The 17916-nt window shown below is 64.6% G+C and carries 19 protein-coding genes and 1 pseudogene; 9 read left to right on the forward strand and 11 right to left on the reverse strand.

Annotation, left to right across the window (positions count from 1 at the left end):
• Positions 1-23: 23 nt before the first annotated feature.
• A complete protein-coding gene (locus E3O06_RS02405; protein ID WP_134501424.1) occupies positions 24-734 on the reverse strand; it encodes a beta-ketoacyl-ACP reductase in 711 nt (236 codons plus the stop codon).
• Between the two features lie 166 nt (positions 735-900).
• Between E3O06_RS02405 and E3O06_RS02410 the strand changes: the two genes are divergently transcribed.
• From E3O06_RS02410 to E3O06_RS02420, 3 genes are read left to right on the forward strand one after another with little or no spacing between them, the layout of a single operon-like run.
• Complete coding sequence (locus E3O06_RS02410) at positions 901-1194, forward strand: DUF3099 domain-containing protein (protein ID WP_134501425.1); 294 nt, start codon at positions 901-903, stop codon at positions 1192-1194.
• Between the two features lie 20 nt (positions 1195-1214).
• On the forward strand, positions 1215-1454 hold the full coding sequence (locus E3O06_RS02415; RefSeq protein ID WP_134501661.1) for a hypothetical protein: 240 nt from the start codon (positions 1215-1217) through the stop codon (positions 1452-1454).
• Positions 1451-2299: an SURF1 family cytochrome oxidase biogenesis protein gene (locus E3O06_RS02420; protein ID WP_134501426.1), complete on the forward strand. Its 849-nt coding sequence runs from the start codon at positions 1451-1453 to the stop codon at positions 2297-2299. Before E3O06_RS02415 ends, E3O06_RS02420 begins: the two co-directional genes overlap by 4 nt.
• Before the next feature lie 12 nt (positions 2300-2311).
• Here the strand turns inward: E3O06_RS02420 and E3O06_RS02425 are convergent, their stop codons facing one another.
• The 3 genes from E3O06_RS02425 to E3O06_RS02435 all read right to left on the reverse strand — a co-directional run bounded on the left by E3O06_RS02425 (position 2312) and on the right by E3O06_RS02435 (position 5902).
• Entirely contained in the window at positions 2312-3571 is a 1260-nt protein-coding gene (locus E3O06_RS02425; RefSeq protein ID WP_241979824.1) for a glycosyltransferase, read from the reverse strand.
• A gap of 56 nt (positions 3572-3627) precedes the next feature.
• On the reverse strand, positions 3628-5226 hold the full coding sequence (locus tag E3O06_RS02430) for an ABC-F family ATP-binding cassette domain-containing protein (protein WP_104192730.1): 1599 nt from the start codon (positions 5224-5226) through the stop codon (positions 3628-3630).
• A gap of 118 nt (positions 5227-5344) precedes the next feature.
• A complete protein-coding gene (locus E3O06_RS02435) occupies positions 5345-5902 on the reverse strand; it encodes a TetR/AcrR family transcriptional regulator (RefSeq protein WP_198415764.1) in 558 nt (185 codons plus the stop codon).
• 413 nt (positions 5903-6315) lie between these two features.
• Here E3O06_RS02435 and E3O06_RS18230 point away from each other — a divergent pair, with 413 nt between their 5' ends.
• On the forward strand, positions 6316-7026 hold the full coding sequence (locus tag E3O06_RS18230) for a 13E12 repeat family protein (protein WP_134501428.1): 711 nt from the start codon (positions 6316-6318) through the stop codon (positions 7024-7026).
• Positions 7027-7232: 206 nt separating this feature from the next.
• Positions 7233-7759, forward strand: a pseudogene (locus tag E3O06_RS17865) (3' terminal RNA ribose 2'-O-methyltransferase Hen1); the annotation flags it as partial.
• Between the two features lie 32 nt (positions 7760-7791).
• On the opposite strand, the gene E3O06_RS17870 reads toward E3O06_RS17865, so the two are convergent.
• Entirely contained in the window at positions 7792-7995 is a 204-nt protein-coding gene (locus E3O06_RS17870) for a hypothetical protein (RefSeq protein WP_241979825.1), read from the reverse strand.
• A 47-nt stretch (positions 7996-8042) separates the two neighbouring features.
• On the opposite strand from E3O06_RS17870, the gene E3O06_RS02460 reads away from it, so the two are divergent.
• Complete coding sequence (locus E3O06_RS02460) at positions 8043-8267, forward strand: AAA family ATPase (RefSeq protein WP_134501430.1); 225 nt, start codon at positions 8043-8045, stop codon at positions 8265-8267.
• A gap of 58 nt (positions 8268-8325) precedes the next feature.
• On the opposite strand, the gene E3O06_RS02465 is transcribed toward E3O06_RS02460, so the two are convergent.
• The 5 genes from E3O06_RS02465 to sufB form a co-directional block, all read right to left on the reverse strand.
• A complete protein-coding gene (locus E3O06_RS02465) occupies positions 8326-8655 on the reverse strand; it encodes a metal-sulfur cluster assembly factor (RefSeq protein WP_092107875.1) in 330 nt (109 codons plus the stop codon).
• Positions 8656-8659: 4 nt separating this feature from the next.
• Complete coding sequence (gene sufC / locus E3O06_RS02470; RefSeq protein WP_134501431.1) at positions 8660-9424, reverse strand: Fe-S cluster assembly ATPase SufC; 765 nt, start codon at positions 9422-9424, stop codon at positions 8660-8662.
• A 98-nt stretch (positions 9425-9522) separates the two neighbouring features.
• Positions 9523-9849, reverse strand: a complete 327-nt coding sequence (locus E3O06_RS02475; protein WP_134501432.1) for a non-heme iron oxygenase ferredoxin subunit — start codon at positions 9847-9849, stop codon at positions 9523-9525.
• A 2-nt stretch (positions 9850-9851) separates the two neighbouring features.
• Complete coding sequence (gene sufD / locus E3O06_RS02480; protein WP_134501433.1) at positions 9852-11099, reverse strand: Fe-S cluster assembly protein SufD; 1248 nt, start codon at positions 11097-11099, stop codon at positions 9852-9854.
• Positions 11100-12518 carry a Fe-S cluster assembly protein SufB gene (sufB, locus tag E3O06_RS02485; RefSeq protein ID WP_134501434.1) on the reverse strand — a complete coding sequence of 473 codons (1419 nt, stop codon included), beginning with the start codon at positions 12516-12518 and terminating at the stop codon, positions 11100-11102. It lies immediately after the preceding gene.
• Between the two features lie 353 nt (positions 12519-12871).
• On the opposite strand from sufB, the gene E3O06_RS02490 reads away from it, so the two are divergent.
• Positions 12872-13843, forward strand: coding sequence for a COX15/CtaA family protein (locus E3O06_RS02490; RefSeq protein WP_134501435.1), 972 nt, complete (start codon positions 12872-12874; stop codon positions 13841-13843).
• A 47-nt stretch (positions 13844-13890) separates the two neighbouring features.
• Positions 13891-14478 carry a hypothetical protein gene (locus tag E3O06_RS02495; RefSeq protein WP_134501436.1) on the forward strand — a complete coding sequence of 196 codons (588 nt, stop codon included), beginning with the start codon at positions 13891-13893 and terminating at the stop codon, positions 14476-14478.
• Positions 14479-14517: 39 nt separating this feature from the next.
• Here E3O06_RS02495 and E3O06_RS02500 read toward each other — a convergent pair whose 3' ends face one another.
• A complete protein-coding gene (locus E3O06_RS02500) occupies positions 14518-15438 on the reverse strand; it encodes a heme o synthase (protein WP_134501437.1) in 921 nt (306 codons plus the stop codon).
• A 346-nt stretch (positions 15439-15784) separates the two neighbouring features.
• Between E3O06_RS02500 and tkt the strand changes: the two genes are divergently transcribed.
• Positions 15785-17878 (forward strand): transketolase, encoded by a 2094-nt coding sequence (tkt, locus tag E3O06_RS02505; RefSeq protein ID WP_134501438.1) that lies wholly within the window; start codon positions 15785-15787, stop codon positions 17876-17878.
• Positions 17879-17916: the final 38 nt, after the last annotated feature.

Below are 17916 nucleotides of genomic sequence, written 5' to 3' on the forward strand. Positions count from 1 at the left end.
CAGGCGGTTCACGCTCAGGCGGTTTAGTGGCCCATACCGAGGCCGCCGTCGACCGGAATGACTGCACCCGAGATATACGCAGCGTCATCGCCGGCGAGCCAGGTCACGACACGAGCGACTTCGGATGGAGTGGCGAACCGGCCGGCCGGGATGCTGCGCTGGTACTCCGCCTGCTGCGCTTCGGGCAGGGCTGCCGTCATGTCGGTTTCAATGAATCCGGGAGCAACGACGTTGGCGGTGATGCCGCGGGCGCCCAGCTCGCGGGTGACCGAGCGGGCCAGCCCGATCAGGCCGCTCTTGGACGCCGAATAGTTCACCTGCCCGGCGGAGCCGTACAGGCCCACAACGCTGGAAATGAGCACGATCCGCCCGAAACGTGCCTTGAGCATGCCCTTGCTGGCACGCTTGACGACGCGGAACGCCCCGCTCAGGTTCGTGTCGACCACCGACGTGAAGTCATCCTCTGACATGCGCATGAGCAGGGTGTCGCGGGTGATGCCGGCGTTGGCCACGACGACCTCGACCGGGCCGTAGATCGCCTCGATCTCGGTGAAGGCGGCATCGATGGATGCGGCGTCGGTCACGTCGGCGCGCACGGTGACGCAGCCAGCCGGCCCGTGCCCGGACCGAGACGTCACGGCGACGCGGTGTCCCTGGGCGAGGAACTCCTCCGCGATGGCAAAGCCGATGCCGCGGTTACCGCCGGTGACGAGCACTGTTCGAGCCGTTGTCATGAAGTTCCTGTTCTGTTGCTTGCTGTGGATTGACGTCGCGGGTCGGGATCGCTGAAATACCCGGCAGATTCAAGTTTAAGGCGTGCACCAACCACGCCGCGCGGACGTAGGCTTGAACAGGTGGATTTTCTACCTTGGACGAAACCAACTTGAACCCGATGGACCTATGAAGCAGCAGTCGATCACCTCGCTCCCCGCCTCTCCGGAGGTCGAACGACGCAGTCGGATGATCAAATATTCGATTGCGATGGGTGTGCGTGTCGTCTGCATTGTGCTCATGCTGTTCGTGAACGGCTGGTGGCTGGTGCTGTGCGCGATCGGTGCGATCGTACTGCCGTACTTCGCCGTCGTCGTCGCGAACGTGAAGATTGCGCCGCGTGGAGCCGAAGTCCTGCGGCCGGGCAGTGTCGAGATCTATACCTCTTCCGAGAACCGCGCGCCCGACGATGGGGTCAAGTGAGTGCTCGCGCGGCCGCTGTGATGATCGGACTGGGCGCTCCCCTGCAATCGTCGACGTGCTCGCGGGCGGACTGCAAGAACGCGGGCCGTTGGCGGCTGGACTGGCGCAACCCGCGCATCCACTCGGCCGACCGCGTCAAAACCTGGCTCGCCTGCGACGAGCACGTCGACTACCTGCGTGAGTTTCTGACCGCCCGTGACTTTCCCCTGACCGTGAGCGAGCTGGAGGCCACGTCGAAGCCGAGCGGAGATGAGCAATGACGGGCTGGAGGTTCGCCTTCAGCCGCCGCTGGGCGGGGTACCTGGCGCTGACGATTCTTTTCGCCGCGGTGTGTTCCGGACTCGGCGTCTGGCAGCTGGCTCGGCGCGACGAGGCCCTCACCGAGCTGTTCAAGATCGATTCCAACTTCGATTCCAAGCCGATTTCCGTAACCGAAGCGCTCCCCGAGCTGACTGACTTCCATGAATCCCAAAAGTGGATGCCGGTGGAACTGACCGGAACCTACCTCACGGACGACGAGATGCTTGCGCGCAACCGACCGCTGAACGTCAATCCCGGCTTCGAGGTACTGACCCCGCTGCTGCTCACCGACGGCACTATTTTTATCGTCAACCGCGGCTGGCTTCCCACCGGTCAGGAACAGGATGCTCCGGACACGGTGCCGGCGCCGCCGAGCGGAACGGTCACCGTCGTTGCCAGGCTCAAGGCGACCGAACCGGACCTGCCGGGCCGCACCGCCAGCGGTGACCAGGTTGCGACGATCAACCTCACGTCCATTGCCGAACGCCTCGACCAACCCACTTATACTGGTGCCTACGGTTTGATGGACACCGAGAGCCCCGCCGCCACCGACAAACGCCCGACCGCCGTTGCGAAACCCATCCGCGATGAAGGTCCACACCTGTCGTACGCGTTCCAGTGGTTCGTGTTCGGCCTGCTCGCGTTCATCGGCCTCGGCTGGGCAGTGCGCGAAGAATACCGAGCAGTGAATGCCGATGACCCCGAGGAACGCGAACGCGCGGATGAGCGCGCCCGCAAGCGTGCGGCGAAACCGCGTAATGATGCCGAGGTCGAAGACGCACTGCTCGACCGGCAGCTGCACTAGCCGCGGTACGCGTCAGGCGACAGCGCGGTGGTCCTGCCGACTGCCGGAGGTGCCCTGGCTGGTGCCGGGACTGAGCAATCCCCGGTAGACGCCGAGCAGCGACGCGGCGGATCGGGTCCAGTCCAGGCGAAGGGCGTGCTCCCGAGCCGCCACGGACATCCGTTGGGCCCGCTGCGGATCGGCCAGCAGATCGGCGATCGCGTCGGCCCACACCCGCGGCTCACGCGACTCCAGCACCAGGCCGGTGACTCCGTCAACGACGGCTTCACGCAGGCCACCGGATGCTGCGGCGATAGCCGGCACGCCGCTCGCCGCCCCCTCGAGCGCGACCAGCCCATACGTTTCTGAGTGAGACGGAACCAGCACCAGGCGGGCTCCGCGAAACAGGCGGGCCAGGTCTTCCCTGGACCGGGGACCGACCAACCGAAGCTGGGGCCCGAGCCCGACCCGCTCGGCGAGTTCGCGCAACTCCTCGATGTAGCCGTTGTAGTCGGCCGATGCCGCACCGGCGATCACGAGGGACGGACGGATCTCAGCGGGAACGCCGGCAATGGCGGCAATGGCGAGGTCGAGCCCCTTCAACGGCTGCAGGCGGGCAGCAACGAGCAGATAGCCTCGGTCGTCGGCCTCAAAAGCACGGCTGGACGGACCGACCGGGCGGAATGCCGTGCTGTCGACACCGGGCAGTACGACCGCTGTGCGTTCGGTGGCTCCACCGAGTCGTCCCATGATCGTCGTGGCCTCGGCCGCACTGATCGCCACAAGCGAATCCGATTCGCGGGCCAGCCAGGCCTCGCCGCGCATCCGCCCCGGTGATTCGGCCCGCTCACCCGCGGAGAGCGGCGTCGAATCGTCGGCAGCGATGCTGTGAAAACTCTGCACGTGCGGCACGCCCCAGCGCCTGGCGACGGGTAGGGCCGCCATGCCGGAGAACCAGTGATGCGAGTGAATGATGTCGTGCGGCTCGAGTTCGGCGAGCCGGGACGAAAAGTCAGCCATCCAGTGCTCATGCTCACCCTTCGGCAGGGCTGCGGGCGGACCGGCGTCGAGAAAGTGCAGGGTCACGCCGGGAGCAAGCGGCATCGAGGCTGGCTGGTTGGCCGCTGAGCGGCGGGTCACGATGCTCACCTCGTGCCCGAAGGCCGCGAGAGCCTCGGCCTGGTGGCGCACGACAACGTTCATACCGCCGGCGTCACCGGCCCCCGGATCCGCGCCCGGCGAAGTATGCAGGCACACCAGCGCGATGCGCAATGACTCGTCAGGCGGCAACACGCACGATTCCTTTGACTCGGACGATTCGGCGTGCCACCGCCGAATCAGAAGTTGAGTTAGGACAGCTCGATCAGGTCGAGGTAGTCCTTGTTCCAGTGGTCTTCAGTGCCCTCGGGCATGATGAGCACTCGCTCCGGGTTGAGAGCCTGCACGGCCCCCTCATCGTGGCTCACGAGCACGACGGCTCCGGCGTAGTGCGCCAGGGCATCGAGGATCTCCTCGCGGCTGGCCGGGTCGAGGTTGTTTGTGGGCTCGTCGAGCAGCAGCACGTTGGCGCCGGAGACGACGATCATGGCCAGGGCGAGACGCGTTTTCTCGCCACCGGAGAGCACTCCGGCGGGCTTGTTCGAGTCGTCACCGGTGAACAGGAACGAGCCGAGTACCCGGCGGGCTTCCATCTCGGTGATGCTCGGCGACGAGGAGACCATGTTCTCGAGCACACTGCGCTTGACGTCGATCGTCTCGTGCTCCTGCGCGTAGTAGCCGATGCGCAAACCATGGCCGGGTTCGATCGAACCGGTGTCGGACTCATCGACGCCCGCGAGCATGCGCAGCAGGGTGGTCTTTCCGGCACCGTTGAGGCCGAGGATGACAACCTTGGAGCCGCGGTCGATCGCGAGGTCGACGGCGGTGAAGATTTCGAGGGAACCGTAGCTCTTCGAAAGGTCCTTGGCCATGAGGGGGGTGCGACCACACGGTGCAGGCTCGGGAAAACGCAGCTTGGCCACGCGCTCAACGGCCCGCACGGCGTCGAGACCGGAGAGGAGCTTCTCGGCGCGGGCCACCATCTGGTGCGCTGCGGCGGCCTTGCTGGCCTTGGCGCCGAACTTGGCGGCCTGAAGCTGCAGGGTGGACGCCTTCTTCTCGGCGTTGGAGCGTTCCTTCTTGCGCCGGTCGGCATCCGCTGTGCGCTGCAGCAGGTAGTTCTTCCAGTTCATGTTGTAGATGTCGATCATCATGCGGTTCGCATCGAGGTAGAACACCCGGTTGACCGTCTCGCCGACGAGTTCGATGTCGTGGCTGATGATGATGACGCCACCCTTGTAGTTCTTGACGAACTCGCGGAGCCACGCCACCGAGTCGGCGTCGAGGTGGTTGGTAGGTTCGTCGAGGATCATCATCTCGGCGGCAGAGAACAGGATTCGCGCCAGTTCGATGCGACGGCGCTGACCACCGGACAGTGTGCTCAAGGCCTGGTCGAGGATGTGGTCTGGCAGTTTCAGGTTGCTCGCGATCGACGCGGCTTCCGCCTCGGCGGAATAGCCGCCGAGTCCGTTGAATTCGTCGGTCAGGCGACCGTACTTCTTCATGGCGGCGGCGCTGATCTTAGGGTCGGGGTCGGCCATGGCGAGGCTGGACTCGTGCATCCCGAGGGCGATTGTACCGAGGCCGCGGGCATCGAGGATGCGCGTGCGGGCCAGCATGGTCGGGTCGCCGGCGCGCGGGTCCTGGGGCAGGTAGCCGATTTCACCCGAATGGCTGATCGATCCCTTGGTCGGGTTCGTCTCCCCCGCGAGCGTCTTCGTCAGCGTCGTCTTGCCGGCTCCGTTACGGCCGACGAGGCCGATCTTGTCGCCGCTCGCGACGCGGAAGTTGACGCCCTCCATGAGCACGCGGGCTCCAACGCGGATTTCGAGATCTTGCACGTTGAGCACAGCAATAGTCCATTCGAAGTGTTTGTACGGGTGTGAAGTGTGTGTGGGCCAAAGCGGTCCAACTCACTAGTATATTTGCCTTCAGGCTGTGCTCGGCACACGAGGGCCCCGCGGCGACCTAGAGCAGGGCTGCCAACAGCGATTTTTCCAGCCAGTTGAGGTACGCCTCGGTCGACCAGCCCAGTGACAGAACGAGCGTCCGAAACGTGTGCGGGTGGGCCAGAGCCCACATCGTCGCTGCAGCCTCGTGGTCGCTGATGCCGCCCCGCAGTCCGCGCTTTTCGCGGAGCGCCGCCGCCACCTCACCGAACCCGTGCAACCGGGCCGCGTCGCGCTTCTGCTCGAATTCGCCCACATCGGGATCGACGACGGCCGCTTCGCTGACGATGCGCAAAATGCCCGACGTACGCTCGTTCACGAGGGCGCTCGACCGCGCCAATATACGGATGACCTCGGTCGCCGTGCGTGCCTCGGCAATGCGTTCCCGAGTCACCCCCGACAACAATGCCGGCGCATCCGGCTCCGCCGCCACCCGGTCGAGCACCGCCGCGAGCAGTTCGGCCTTGGACCCCACTGAGTTGTAGATGGTCTGCACCACCACGCCGGCCTCCCCCGCAATGGCCGCGACCGACGTACCCACATAACCGCGCTCCAACATGAGGCGCCCTGCAGCCATGACGATATCCGCCCTCGTGCTCGCCGCCTGTGCCGCTCGCCGCCGGATCGCCCCGTTTTCCCCTGTATCCATACAACTAGCATATCGTTCCACTCAGTAGACCCTAATGCCAGCAAGAGAAGATCATCGCCTGGCCCCAGGCCAGCAACGCCGAGGTCCTCACCGAAGCGTGGGACTACACCACCAACACCGCCGAAACCGGCCGACCCCAGACCGGACCACAGCACGAACACGACTGGGACGCGACCTTCGCCGCCCAACAAGGCCTCGTCGCAGGGATGGCCTGCGCGCTGCGCATCCCCTATGGCACCGCCTCCAGCCTCCTCCACGAGAGCCGCGTGCTGGTGGAATCCCGCACCCAGACTCTCGATGCCCTCCGCACCGGGTAGATCTCCCTGCGGCACGTGCGGCGGGTGCTCGACCAGCTCGACTCCGTCCCCCCGCCCGCCCGCGCCGAGCTCGAAACGGTGCTGCTGCCGCACGCGAAACGACTCACCCCCGCCCAATTCGACGGCAAGGCCCGAAAACTCCGCGAACGCTTCCACCCCGACAGCATCACCGTGCGCCGCCCCAAGTGCCTCGCCGACCGCCGGGTGCAGTTCTTCCCCGACACAGACGGCATGGCCACGATCTGGCTCCGCGCCGCCGGCGACGAGTTTCCTGCGCATCCTCACCCACCCGCACACCGGCATCGTCCTCGACGTCAGCGCCGAGCCCTTCCGGGTGCCGGCGAGCCTGAAGAAGTACCTGCGCCTCCGCGATGGAACCTGCCGGTTCCCCGGCTGCAACCGCTCCGCCGGCCACAGCGACCTCGACCACACCTAGATAAGCAATTCGGCGGCCCCACCACCGCCACCAACCTGCACTTCCTCTCCCCCGCCCACCACAACCTCAAGCACTTCAGCGACTGGAAGGCCGTCGCCACCCCCGACGGCACCCTGCACTGGACCAGCCCCGCCGGCAAGCACTACGCCACCGACCCCGCCACCCGCATCAGCCCACCGCGACAACAAACCGCACCAGCACCACCTCCGCCGACCGCACCAACACCACCCCAGTCCGACCCGTGGACCTCCGTTTGGGACACCGACAATGCCGGGGACCCTGACCCCCAACCGTTCTAGAGTGGTCGAGGCCAAGACGGGCGAGCGAAGTGCCCTGTCACAAGTCCACGACCGGACGAGTGTGGAAGGCATTCGACCTGAAATCACACCGGCAGAACGGGTTCAGGCTCTCCAACGATCCCCCGTTCGCAGAGAAAGTCTATGGCGTTGTCGGCCTGTCATCCAGCACTTAGACCACCGCAGCGTTCACTCGTAGGAAGGACCCCGTGCTCGTCACCGTCACCTCGACTGCGCCTGCCGCATCCAATCTGAGCCACCTGCTTCGTAAGCACCCAGATCGCGCGCAGGAATTCTCGCTCGTTACGTGAACGACCGGCCATATGCGTTTTCACCCATGGTCGCCATCGCGCTGGGCCGGGTCTTCCGCACGGCCATGAACGGTTTAAGCGAGTCGTTTCCCGAGCTCGCAGCATCCGCGTTGCCCCTCGAAGTCACCGTGGCGGCCGTGCCGGCCAAGGGCCCCGACACAGCCGGCCTCGTCACGAGCCTGTTCGGGCAGCTCGGCTGGTCCGTCGATGAGACGCCGATTCTGCTGGACCCGGACTCCCCGGAGTGGGGCGATTCCGTCTACGTCGACCTCGTTTTGCGCGGCGACGTCCTCCTCAGCGATGGGCTCCGGCGCCTTTATGTTCTGCTGCCCGTGCACGACGACGCCAAGAACTCTTGGGTATCGGACGACGAGGTCGGCAAGCTCCCCCGCGCGGGCGAAGGCTGGCTGCCTGACCACCCCGAGCGCGCGCTCATCACCCGCCACTACCTCGCGCATCAGCGGTCGATGGTCGACGAGGCAACGACGCTGTTTGCCGCGAATGCCCGGCTGAACGACCTCGACCACGGGCCGGTACCGGAGCTGGCCTCGATCACGGATTCGAGTGGTCCCGGGCCGAGTGCGTTGCCTGGGCGGCTGAAGTCGCGGCTCGCCGCGGGTTCACGGTCGAGTACCGAACGGTCGGCGACGTCGACGTCCAACTCGGCTCCCCGACCCAACTCGCTCTGTTCCGAAAGGCCACCCAGTGATGACGCGTCTCACTCTTCTCGACCTGTCGCTCGTAGTGCTCGGCGGCGCCTCGGGCTTCGGAAAGTCGACGTTCGCTGCCAGCCACTTCGGACAGTTCGAGACGCTGTCGCGGGACCTTTTCCGCAGGCTCGTCTCCAACGACGAGAACGACCAGGCTGCGACTTCCAAGGCTGTATTCGGCGTGCTGGCCATGGAATTCGAGCCGGTCGACCCGCGGCTCTAAGCCACAAACAGAAGGCCCCGCCGGCTGATGCTGGCGGGGCTTCCAAATCGAACGAGTACTACATGGCGAAGCCGAGGGCGCGCATCATGTCGCGACCGTCGTCGGTGATCTTCTCCGGACCCCACGGCGGCATCCAGACCCAGTTGATGCGGAACTGGTCAACGACGCCGTCCAGAGCCTCGGCCGTCTGCTCCTCGAGCACGTCGGTCAGCGGGCAGCCGGCCGAGGTGAGGGTCATGTGGATGATGAGAGCGTTGTTCTCGTCGTCCCAGCCGAGGTCGTAGATGAGCCCGAGGTCGACGACATTGATGCCGAGTTCCGGGTCCATGACATCTTTGAGGGCTTCTTCGATTTCATCGAAGCGCGCCGGACTGAGTGTGGAGGCCATGGTATTAGCCTACGTTCGACGGGACGAGAAAGCGATCGTAGCCTTCGTCCTCGAGGCGGTCGGCGAGCTCCGGGCCGCCCTGTTCGGCGATGCGCCCGTTGACGAACACGTGCACGAAGTCAGGGTGGATGTAGCGCAGGATGCGCGTGTAGTGCGTGATCAGGAGCAGTCCGAGGCCGGTGTTGGCCTTGGCGCGATTGACGCCCTCGGCGACGATCTTGAGCGCATCGACATCGAGGCCGGAATCGGTCTCGTCGAGGACGGCGAACTTGGGCTTGAGCAGTTCGAGCTGAAGGATCTCGTTGCGCTTCTTCTCGCCACCGGAGAAGCCCTCGTTGACGTTGCGCTCGGCAAAGGTCTTGTCCATGCGCAGGTTGGTCATGGCCTGGCGAACGTCCTTGATCCAGGTGCGGATCGGCGGAGCTTCACCCTCGATGGCCGTCTTGGCGGTGCGGAGGAAGTTCGTGACGGTAACGCCGGGAATCTCGATCGGGTACTGCATGGCGAGGAACAGGCCGGCACGAGCGCGGGCATCCACTGTCATGGTGAGCACTTCGGCGCCGTCGAGCAGGATGGAGCCGCTCTCGACGTGATACTTGGGGTGGCCGGCGATTGTGTAGGCCAGGGTGGACTTGCCGGAGCCGTTCGGGCCCATGATGGCGTGGATTTCGCCCTCATTGATGGTGAGGTTGACGCCACGCAGAATCTGCTTGGTGCCCTGGTCGGTTTCGACACTGACGTGCAGGTCTTTGATCTCAAGAACAGACATGAATGTCCTATTCCTTTCTGAATTCTAAAAAATGAGCTGGTGGGGCGGTCGGTGCTTTGAGACAGGCTCTGCTTGAGACTGACTCTGCTTGAGACGATTCAGACCGCGACGGTGACGGAAGGATCGACGAAGACATAACCGTCGATGAGTTCAACGTTGTAGACCGGAACCGGGTCGTAGGCCGGCAGGGACAGCGGCTTGCCGGTGGTGAGGGAGAACATCGAGCCGTGGGCCCAGCACTCGAGAGTCTGGCCTTCCACGAATCCCTCGGACAGGGAGATGTCACCGTGCGTGCAGGTATCACCGATGGCGAAGACGTCGCCGGCGGCATCACGCACGAGGGCGATGGCGACCCCATCGATTTCGACCTTGACGGCCTGGTTTACTTCGAGCTCATCGAGAGCGCAGATCTTCGTTGCGGCCATGCTTACTTGTCGTCCGTTCCAATAAGTTCGGCTTCGATTGCGAGTTGCAACCGAGCTTCAAGTTCGGGGGAACCAATCTGCTGCACGACCTCGGTCAGGAAACCGCGCACGACCAGTCGCCGCGCTTCCTCCTCGGTGATCCCGCGAGCCTGGAGGTAGAACAGCTGCTCGTCGTCGAACCGCCCGGTAGCACTGGCGTGACCGGCCCCGACGATGTCGCCGGTTTCGATCTCCAGGTTGGGGATGGAATCAGCGCGGGTACCCGCGCTGAGCACGAGGTTGCGGTTCTGTTCGTAGCTGTCGGTCCCGGCAGCCTTGTGTCCGATCAGCACATCGCCGATCCAGACCGTGCGGGCGTCCTGGCCCTGCAGCGCGCCCTTGTAGTTGACGCGGCTGCGGCTCTTGGGGGCGTCGTGGAACACGTAGACCTGCTGTTCCAGGTGCTGGCCGGCATCCGCGAAGTAGAGACCGAGGAGGAGCGTGTCGGAGCCTGATCCGGCCAGACGCACCGAGGGATTGACACGCACGATGCTGCCACCGAGGGAGACGACGACGTGCTTGAGGCGAGCGTCGCGACCGACGGATGCGAAATGGTTGGCCAGGTGCACCGCGGAATCGTCCCATTCCTGCAGCGAGACGACCGTGAGGTTCGCGGACTCACCGAGGATGATTTCGACGTTTTCGCTCAGGCGAGCGTCACCGGTGTTGTGCAGGATGACCGTGGCCTGGCTGAACGGCCTGGCCTCGATGATCGTGTGGGCTCCGCGGGCGGAGTTGCCGAGAGCCGATCGAGTGACCGTGATCTCCTTGGCTTCTTCGCCGCTCACCGTGATGGCGAGGGCCTCGTCGAACACCGACCAGGCGTTCGCAGCTGCGCGTTCTTCCGGCAGCCCGGCGGTGCCGATGCGGGCATCCGTTCTGGGGACCCACTCAACGGACACGTCCGCCGACGGGGTGGATTCAACGGCGTAACGCGAGCCGTCGAGGTCACCCGCGGTGAGGTCCGTGAACTTCGCGACCGGTGAGTGCTTCCAGACGGCTTCGCGTCCGGTGACGGCCTCGAAGTCGGCCACGTTGACGCTTTTGAAGCGGCCGGAGCGGGTTTGCACCGGCACGTAGCCGAAACGGCCGTCTGAGTGTTCCTTGATTCCGTGCTGGCCGACCGGCAGGGTCGACGAGTCGGCGGCGGGGGTGGATGATTCGGGCACAGTTTTTGAAGCGCTCTTCGAAAGCGCTGAAGCGGCGGACATTTAGCCGACGGATCCTTCCATGCCCATTTCAATGAGCTTGTTGAGTTCGAGGGCGTACTCCATCGGGAGCTCCCGGGCGATCGGTTCGATGAAACCGCGAACGATCATGGCCATTGCCTCGTCTTCGGGCATGCCGCGGCTCATCAGGTAGAACAGTTGCTCTGCGCTGACGCGGGAGACGGTGGCCTCGTGGCCGAGCTGTACGTCGTCCACGCGGATGTCGATGGACGGGTAGGTGTCGGAGCGCGACTGGGTGTCGACCAGAAGGGCGTCGCACCGAACCGTGTTGGCGGAGTGGTGCGCGGCAGCATCCACTCGAACCTCACCACGGTAGCCGCTGCGCCCGCCACCGCGAGCGATGGACTTGGAAACGATCGACGACTGCGTGTACGGAGCCATGTGGATCATCTTGGCTCCGGCGTCCTGGTGCTGGCCGGGGCCGGCGAAGGCCACCGAAAGCGTCTCGCCCTTGGCGTGCTCCCCCATCAGGTAGATCGAGGGGTACTTCATTGTGACCTTGGAACCGATGTTGCCGTCGATCCACTCCATCGTGGCGCCTTCGCCGGCCGTGGCCCGCTTGGTGACGAGGTTGTAGACGTTGTTCGACCAGTTCTGGATGGTCGTGTAGCGAACGCGCGCGTTCTTCTTCACGACGATTTCGACCACGGCCGAGTGCAGCGAGTCGGACTTGTAGATCGGGGCCGTGCAGCCCTCGATGTAGTGCACGTAACTGCCCTCGTCGGCGATGATGAGCGTGCGCTCGAACTGGCCCATGTTCTCGGTGTTAATGCGGAAGTAGGCCTGGAGCGGGATTTCGACGTGCACGCCGGGCGGCACGTAGACGAACGACCCGCCGGACCAGACCGCCGTGTTGAGCGCAGCGAATTTGTTGTCGCCGGAGGGGATGATGGTGCCGAAGTACTCTTCGAAGAACTCCGGGTGCTCTTTGAGCGCCGTGTCGGTGTCCATGAAGATGACGCCCTGGGCTTCGAGCTCCTCATTGATCTGGTGGTAGACCACTTCGGATTCGTACTGCGCGGCGACACCGGAGACGAGGCGCTGGCGCTCAGCTTCGGGGATGCCGAGCTTCTCGTAGGTGTTCTTAATGTCGTCGGGCAGGTCTTCCCAGGTCTGGGCCTGTTTCTCCGTTGAGCGCACAAAATACTTGATGTTGTCGAAGTCGATCTCGGAGAGGTCGGCGCCCCAGGTGGGCATCGGCTTGCGTTCGAACAGCTGTAGGGCCTTGAGGCGTCGCTGCAGCATCCAGTCCGGCTCGGACTTCAGGTTCGAGATGTCCGTGACGACCTCGGGAGAAATACCACGGCGAGCGGATGCGCCGGCCTTGTCGGAGTCGGCCCACCCAAATTCGTAGGTTCCAATCCCCTCAAGGTCGGGACGGTCGAGCAGGACATCCGACATAATTACCTCTTCTCTACCCAGCACAACCCGGATATTAGTCCGGTCATTCCCGGGTGGCCCCAGTATCGATCAACTCAGTCGAGATGAACTCAGTCGAGGTGAACTCAGTGGAGACCACGGGGAACGGGTTGTGTGGACAGCTACGTTGCGTACCTAGAATATTCATGGAGTAGGAAACTAACCTGAGCCGACCAGACCTCGGTGGGGGCTGTTCGGTTCCGATTGCAAACGTGCAATCACCATGACCGCACGAAGTATCTCCATGAGATATCAATTCTACAGGTTGATCAGCAGGATACGCGTGCTTTGCGGGTCGATTTACATTTGCACAGGGCACGATCAGAAGACACTCGATGAGAAGCAACACAGTGGGAGCAGAACCGGTGAATGCGATATACCAGTGGTTACCGAGCGCTATCGACGCACGGATTCGGGTGGTCGCCTGGCTGTCACTTGTGACGGAGATTTTGATTGTCGGAACCGGAGGCGCTGTTCGCCTGACGGGTTCCGGGCTCGGCTGCCCGACCTGGCCGACCTGTGTCGCCGGGTCCCTGGTGCCGACACAGGAGATGGGGGTGCACGGAGTCATCGAATTCGGAAACCGACTGATGACCGGGCTGATCGGCATCATTGCGATCGCGGCCGTCGTGCTGCTCTGGCGTCTCCGCAAGGGGCGCAAGGACCTGTTCGTGCTCGCCGTGATCCTCGGATCCGGCGTTCTGGCGCAGGCGCTCGTCGGCGGCGTCACCGTGTTGACCGGCCTCAACCCCTTCATCGTTGGATTTCACTTCACCGCGTCGCTCATCATGGTCTGCATCGCGACCGTGCTCGTGCACCGGGTCTACCTCGCACCGGGCCTGCGCGCACTGGTCGTGCCGGTCGGTTTCGCCGGGCTCGCCCACGCCACGAGTTTCGTCGTTGCGCTGACCGTACTGATGGGTGTGCTCACCACCGCCTCCGGACCGCATTCGGGCGATGTTGCCGCTGGGCGCACCGGCTTCAACGCCGAGTTGCTCGAGCACCTGCACGCCTGGCCGGGCTACGCGACGCTGGTCCTGACGCTCGTGCTGGTCGGGGCATCCGTTCGTGGCAAGCTGCCCGTGCGTTCCTTCGTCGTCACGTTGCTGGTGGTCGAGCTCGTGCAGATTGTGGTCGGACTGCTGCAGGCAAATCTGGGGCTCCCGCCGTTGCTCGTCGGGCTGCACATGGTGCTCGCCTGCGTGCTTGCCGCAGCGATGACCGCCGTTGTGCTGAACCTCAAGGCCCCAGTCGGTCAGCCCGCCGGACTCCCCGAGTTTGCCGGGAACGGGACCGCGAGGAATTAGTTCGCGTAGCTCTCCCCCGGCGGTGCCGGCCGGTGTACTCTCCAGACATGCATCTCGCTCCGGGAGCCAAATCGAAGCCGCCAGACGATGCGGCGCGCCTTGCCCTGTTCGGTCCGCCGGTGTTCGGTTTCGTGCCGCAATCGCGCATCCAGGAGCGCGGCTGGAGCTGGTACGGCAACCATGGCCGCACGCTCGAAGCGCAGGCGCATTACTGGCTCGCCGACCCGTCGGGCAATTTTTGGTTCGAAGATTCCCCGGCCGGACCGGTCGGCATCGCCGAACTGCGCGGCTTCGTCTTCACCGACGTGCCGGGATCCACCAGTCGCGGCGGGGACCCCATTCGGGATGCGCTCAACCAACACCTGCAGTACATCGTGATGAACTACGCCAAGAACCCGTACGACTTCGGGTCGCAACTGTGGGCGGACCGACACACGCAGCAGCAGTCGGAGATCGAGCTGGCACTGGCCCACCGGTCGAATCTGGTCGTGGACGACAGGGCCCTGCCCGCCATCACCGTCACGGCCTCCGACTTCACGGCGACCGCGATGGCCCTGGCCGGACGCGTTGTCACCGTCGTCATCCACTCGGCGGACGTCGGCAAGATCGACACCCGCCTCACCCGGCGGGTCTAAATCAGTCAGAGGCGGACGACGAAAACGAGGCGCGCCGGCCTAGAACGGGAGCAGCGGGTCGACTCCGACGGCGACGAACAACAGGGTCAGGTAGGCGATCGAACCGTGGAAGACACGCATCGGTGACACGTGCTCGTGCCGAATAGCCAAGCTGTACAGGCGGTGTGTCTCATAGATGAACCAACCACCGGTGACGAGCGCGGTAAAGCTATACAGAAGTCCCATGTCGGCGATAGGAATGAGCAGCAGCGAGCAGGCGACGGTAGCCCACGCATAGAGGATGACCTGCAGGCCGACCTGGGCGCGACCACGCACCACGGCGAGCATGGGAACTCCGGCGGCCTGGTAGTCGCTGCGGTATTTCATCGACAGCGGCCAGTAGTGCGGTGGTGTCCAGAGGAAGATGATCATAAAGAGAATGATCGGCGGCCAGGACAGGTCACCGGTCACGGCAGCCCAGCCGATCAGTACGGGCATGCACCCGGCGACACCGCCCCAGACGATGTTCTGCGGGGTGCGACGTTTGAGGATGATCGTGTAGAACACGACGTAGAGCAGAATGGCACCGAACGACAGCGCGGCGGCGAGCCAGTTGATCAGCAGTCCCAGCCACAGAATGGACGCAGCGCCCAACGCCCACGCAAAGATCAGGGCTTCCCGATCGCTCAGTTCTCCCGTGACCAGCGGCCGATTCTTGGTGCGCTTCATGAGGCGATCGATATCGCGATCGAGGTAACAATTGAACGCACCAGCCGAGCCGGCGCTGAGCGATCCGCCGACCAGCGTTGCCAGGATCAACCACAGATTGGGGATTCCTCGCTCGGCGAGCAACATTGTGGGGGCAGTGACCACCAGGAGCAGCTCGACGACTCGCGGTTTGGTGAGGGAGATGTAGGCCTTGATGGTGCGCTTCAGTGTGCGCGGTCCGCTCCGGACCGGGGTCTTCAGGGCGACGTCCATTAATCCTCTAACGCTAGGCAAGTCTTCCCATTCTAGGACACAGCCGCGCGACGCTCCACCGCAGCCCGGATCCGGATTGTGACTCCATGTCACGTCATTTCGAGCGTCCCGGCACATTCCTTACGTATACTTGCAGTGCTCCCCACAGTGAATCAGTAGTTCGGCGAGCCCCCGGGTGGGAGATGGCAGCGTGAAGCAGGCCAACTCGCTGGGGGTGACACTTCGCTTGCAGTCCAGCGCCAGGAAGGCGCGACGGGCAAGAACGAAACGGTTGCCGACAATTGCACAACTATCAAAGGATGGGTTGAGCTCAACCCGCCTTCGCTTCAATGAAGGGTTACGTGACGTGGCAGCTTTCCAATGGGATTCCATTGACGATCAGGCGGTCAATACCGCGCGCATTCTGGCGGCTGACGCCGTGGAGAAAGTTGGGAATGGGCATCCGGGCACCGCGATGAGCCTCGCCCCGGCCGCGTACCTGCTGTTCCAGAAGATCATGCGCCGCGACCCGGCCGATAACGAGTGGATCGGTCGCGACCGCTTCATTCTCTCGGTCGGCCACAGCTCGCTCACCCAGTACGTGCAGTTGTACCTCGGTGGCTACGGCCTCGAGCTCGAAGACCTCAAAGCCCTGCGCACCTGGGGATCCAAGACCCCCGGCCACCCGGAATACGGCCACACCGACGGCGTCGAGATCACGACCGGCCCGCTCGGCCAGGGCCTGGCATCCGCTGTCGGGTTCGCCTACGCGTCGCGTTTCGAGCGTGGCCTGTTCGACCCGGATGCCGCCGCAGGCGCCAGCCCGTTCGACCACTTCGTCTATGTCATCGCCGGGGACGGCGACTTGCAGGAAGGCATCACGAGCGAGGCATCCTCTCTCGCCGGCCACCAGCAGCTTGGCAACCTCATTGCCATCTACGACAGCAACCAGATCTCGATCGAGGACGATACCAACATCGCCTTCACGGAGGACGTCGCTGCGCGCTATGCCGCCTATGACTGGCACGTGCAGACGGTGGATTGGAAGAAGACCGGCTCCTACGTCGAAGACGTCGCCGAGCTACACAAGGCCATCGAGGCCGCACAGAACGAAACCGGCAAGCCGAGCCTGATCATCCTCAAGACGATCATCGGTTGGCCGAGCCCGAAGAAGCAGAACACCGGCAAGATCCACGGCTCCGCCCTCGGCGCCGAGGAACTCGCCGGGGTCAAGTCGGTTTTGGGCTTCGACCCGGAGAAGGCCTTCGACGTGGCCCCCGCGGTCATCGCCCACACCCGCCTGGCCGTGGAGCGCGGCGCCACCGCCCACGCCGAATGGACCCTGCAGTTCGATGCCTGGGCGACGGCCAACCCCGAGCGCAAGATCCTGCTCGACCGGGTGCTGTCCGGCGACCTGCCCGACGGCGTCGACGACGCCCTCCCGCTCTTCCCCGGCGGCACCGCGGTCTCGACCCGCGCAGCCTCCGGCAAGGTGCTCACCGCCCTCGGCGGCGTCATCCCGGAACTGTGGGGCGGCTCGGCCGACCTCGCCGAGTCGAACAACACCACCATCGGCGGCGCCGCCTCATTCATTCCGAGTGAGCACTCCACCGGTGCATGGACCGGGAACTCCTACGGTCGCGTACTGCACTTCGGCATCCGTGAACACGCCATGGCCGCGATTCTCAACGGCATCGTGCTGCACGGCAACACCCGCCCGTTTGGCGGTACCTTCCTGATCTTCAGCGACTACATGCGCCCGGCCGTTCGCCTGGCAGCGCTCATGAAGGCGCCGTCGATCTTCGTCTGGACCCACGACTCCGTCGCGCTCGGCGAGGACGGCCCCACCCACCAGCCGATCGAACAGCTCGCCACCCTGCGCGCGATCCCCGGACTCGACGTGGTGCGCCCCGGCGACGCCAACGAAACCGCCTGGGCCTGGAAGACCATTCTGGAACGCCGGGGCGGCCCGGCCGGGATCGCCCTGACCCGCCAGAACATTCCGGTGTACGAGCGTGGCGAGGGCGCAGCATCCGCTGAAGTCTTCGCCTCGGCGAAGAACGTAGCCCGCGGCGCCTACGTGCTGGCCGAAGCAGCCGGCGGCACCCCGGATGTCATCCTGATCGGCACCGGCTCCGAGGTGCAGCTTGCCGTGGACGCCCGCGCGCAGCTGGCCCTCGAAGGTATCAACGCCCGCGTGGTCAGCGCCCCGTGCCTGGAATGGTTCGAAGAGCAGAGCAGCGAATACCGCGAATCGGTGCTTCCGGCCGCGATCACGGCCCGCGTGTCGGTCGAAGCAGGCCTCGCGCTGACCTGGCGCGGTTACGTCGGAGACGCCGGCCGCAGCATCTCCATCGAGCACTTCGGGGCGTCCGCTGACTACCAGACGCTGTTCCGCGAATTCGGCATCACCACCGAGGCCGTCGTCACTGCCGCCAAGGAATCAATCAGCGCAGCCTGATGTTGGCCCCAAAACGGGGTCAACACCGCACTATCCTC

It is taken from the genome of Cryobacterium glaciale, assembly GCF_004402535.1.
GTDB lineage: Bacteria > Actinomycetota > Actinomycetes > Actinomycetales > Microbacteriaceae > Cryobacterium > Cryobacterium glaciale.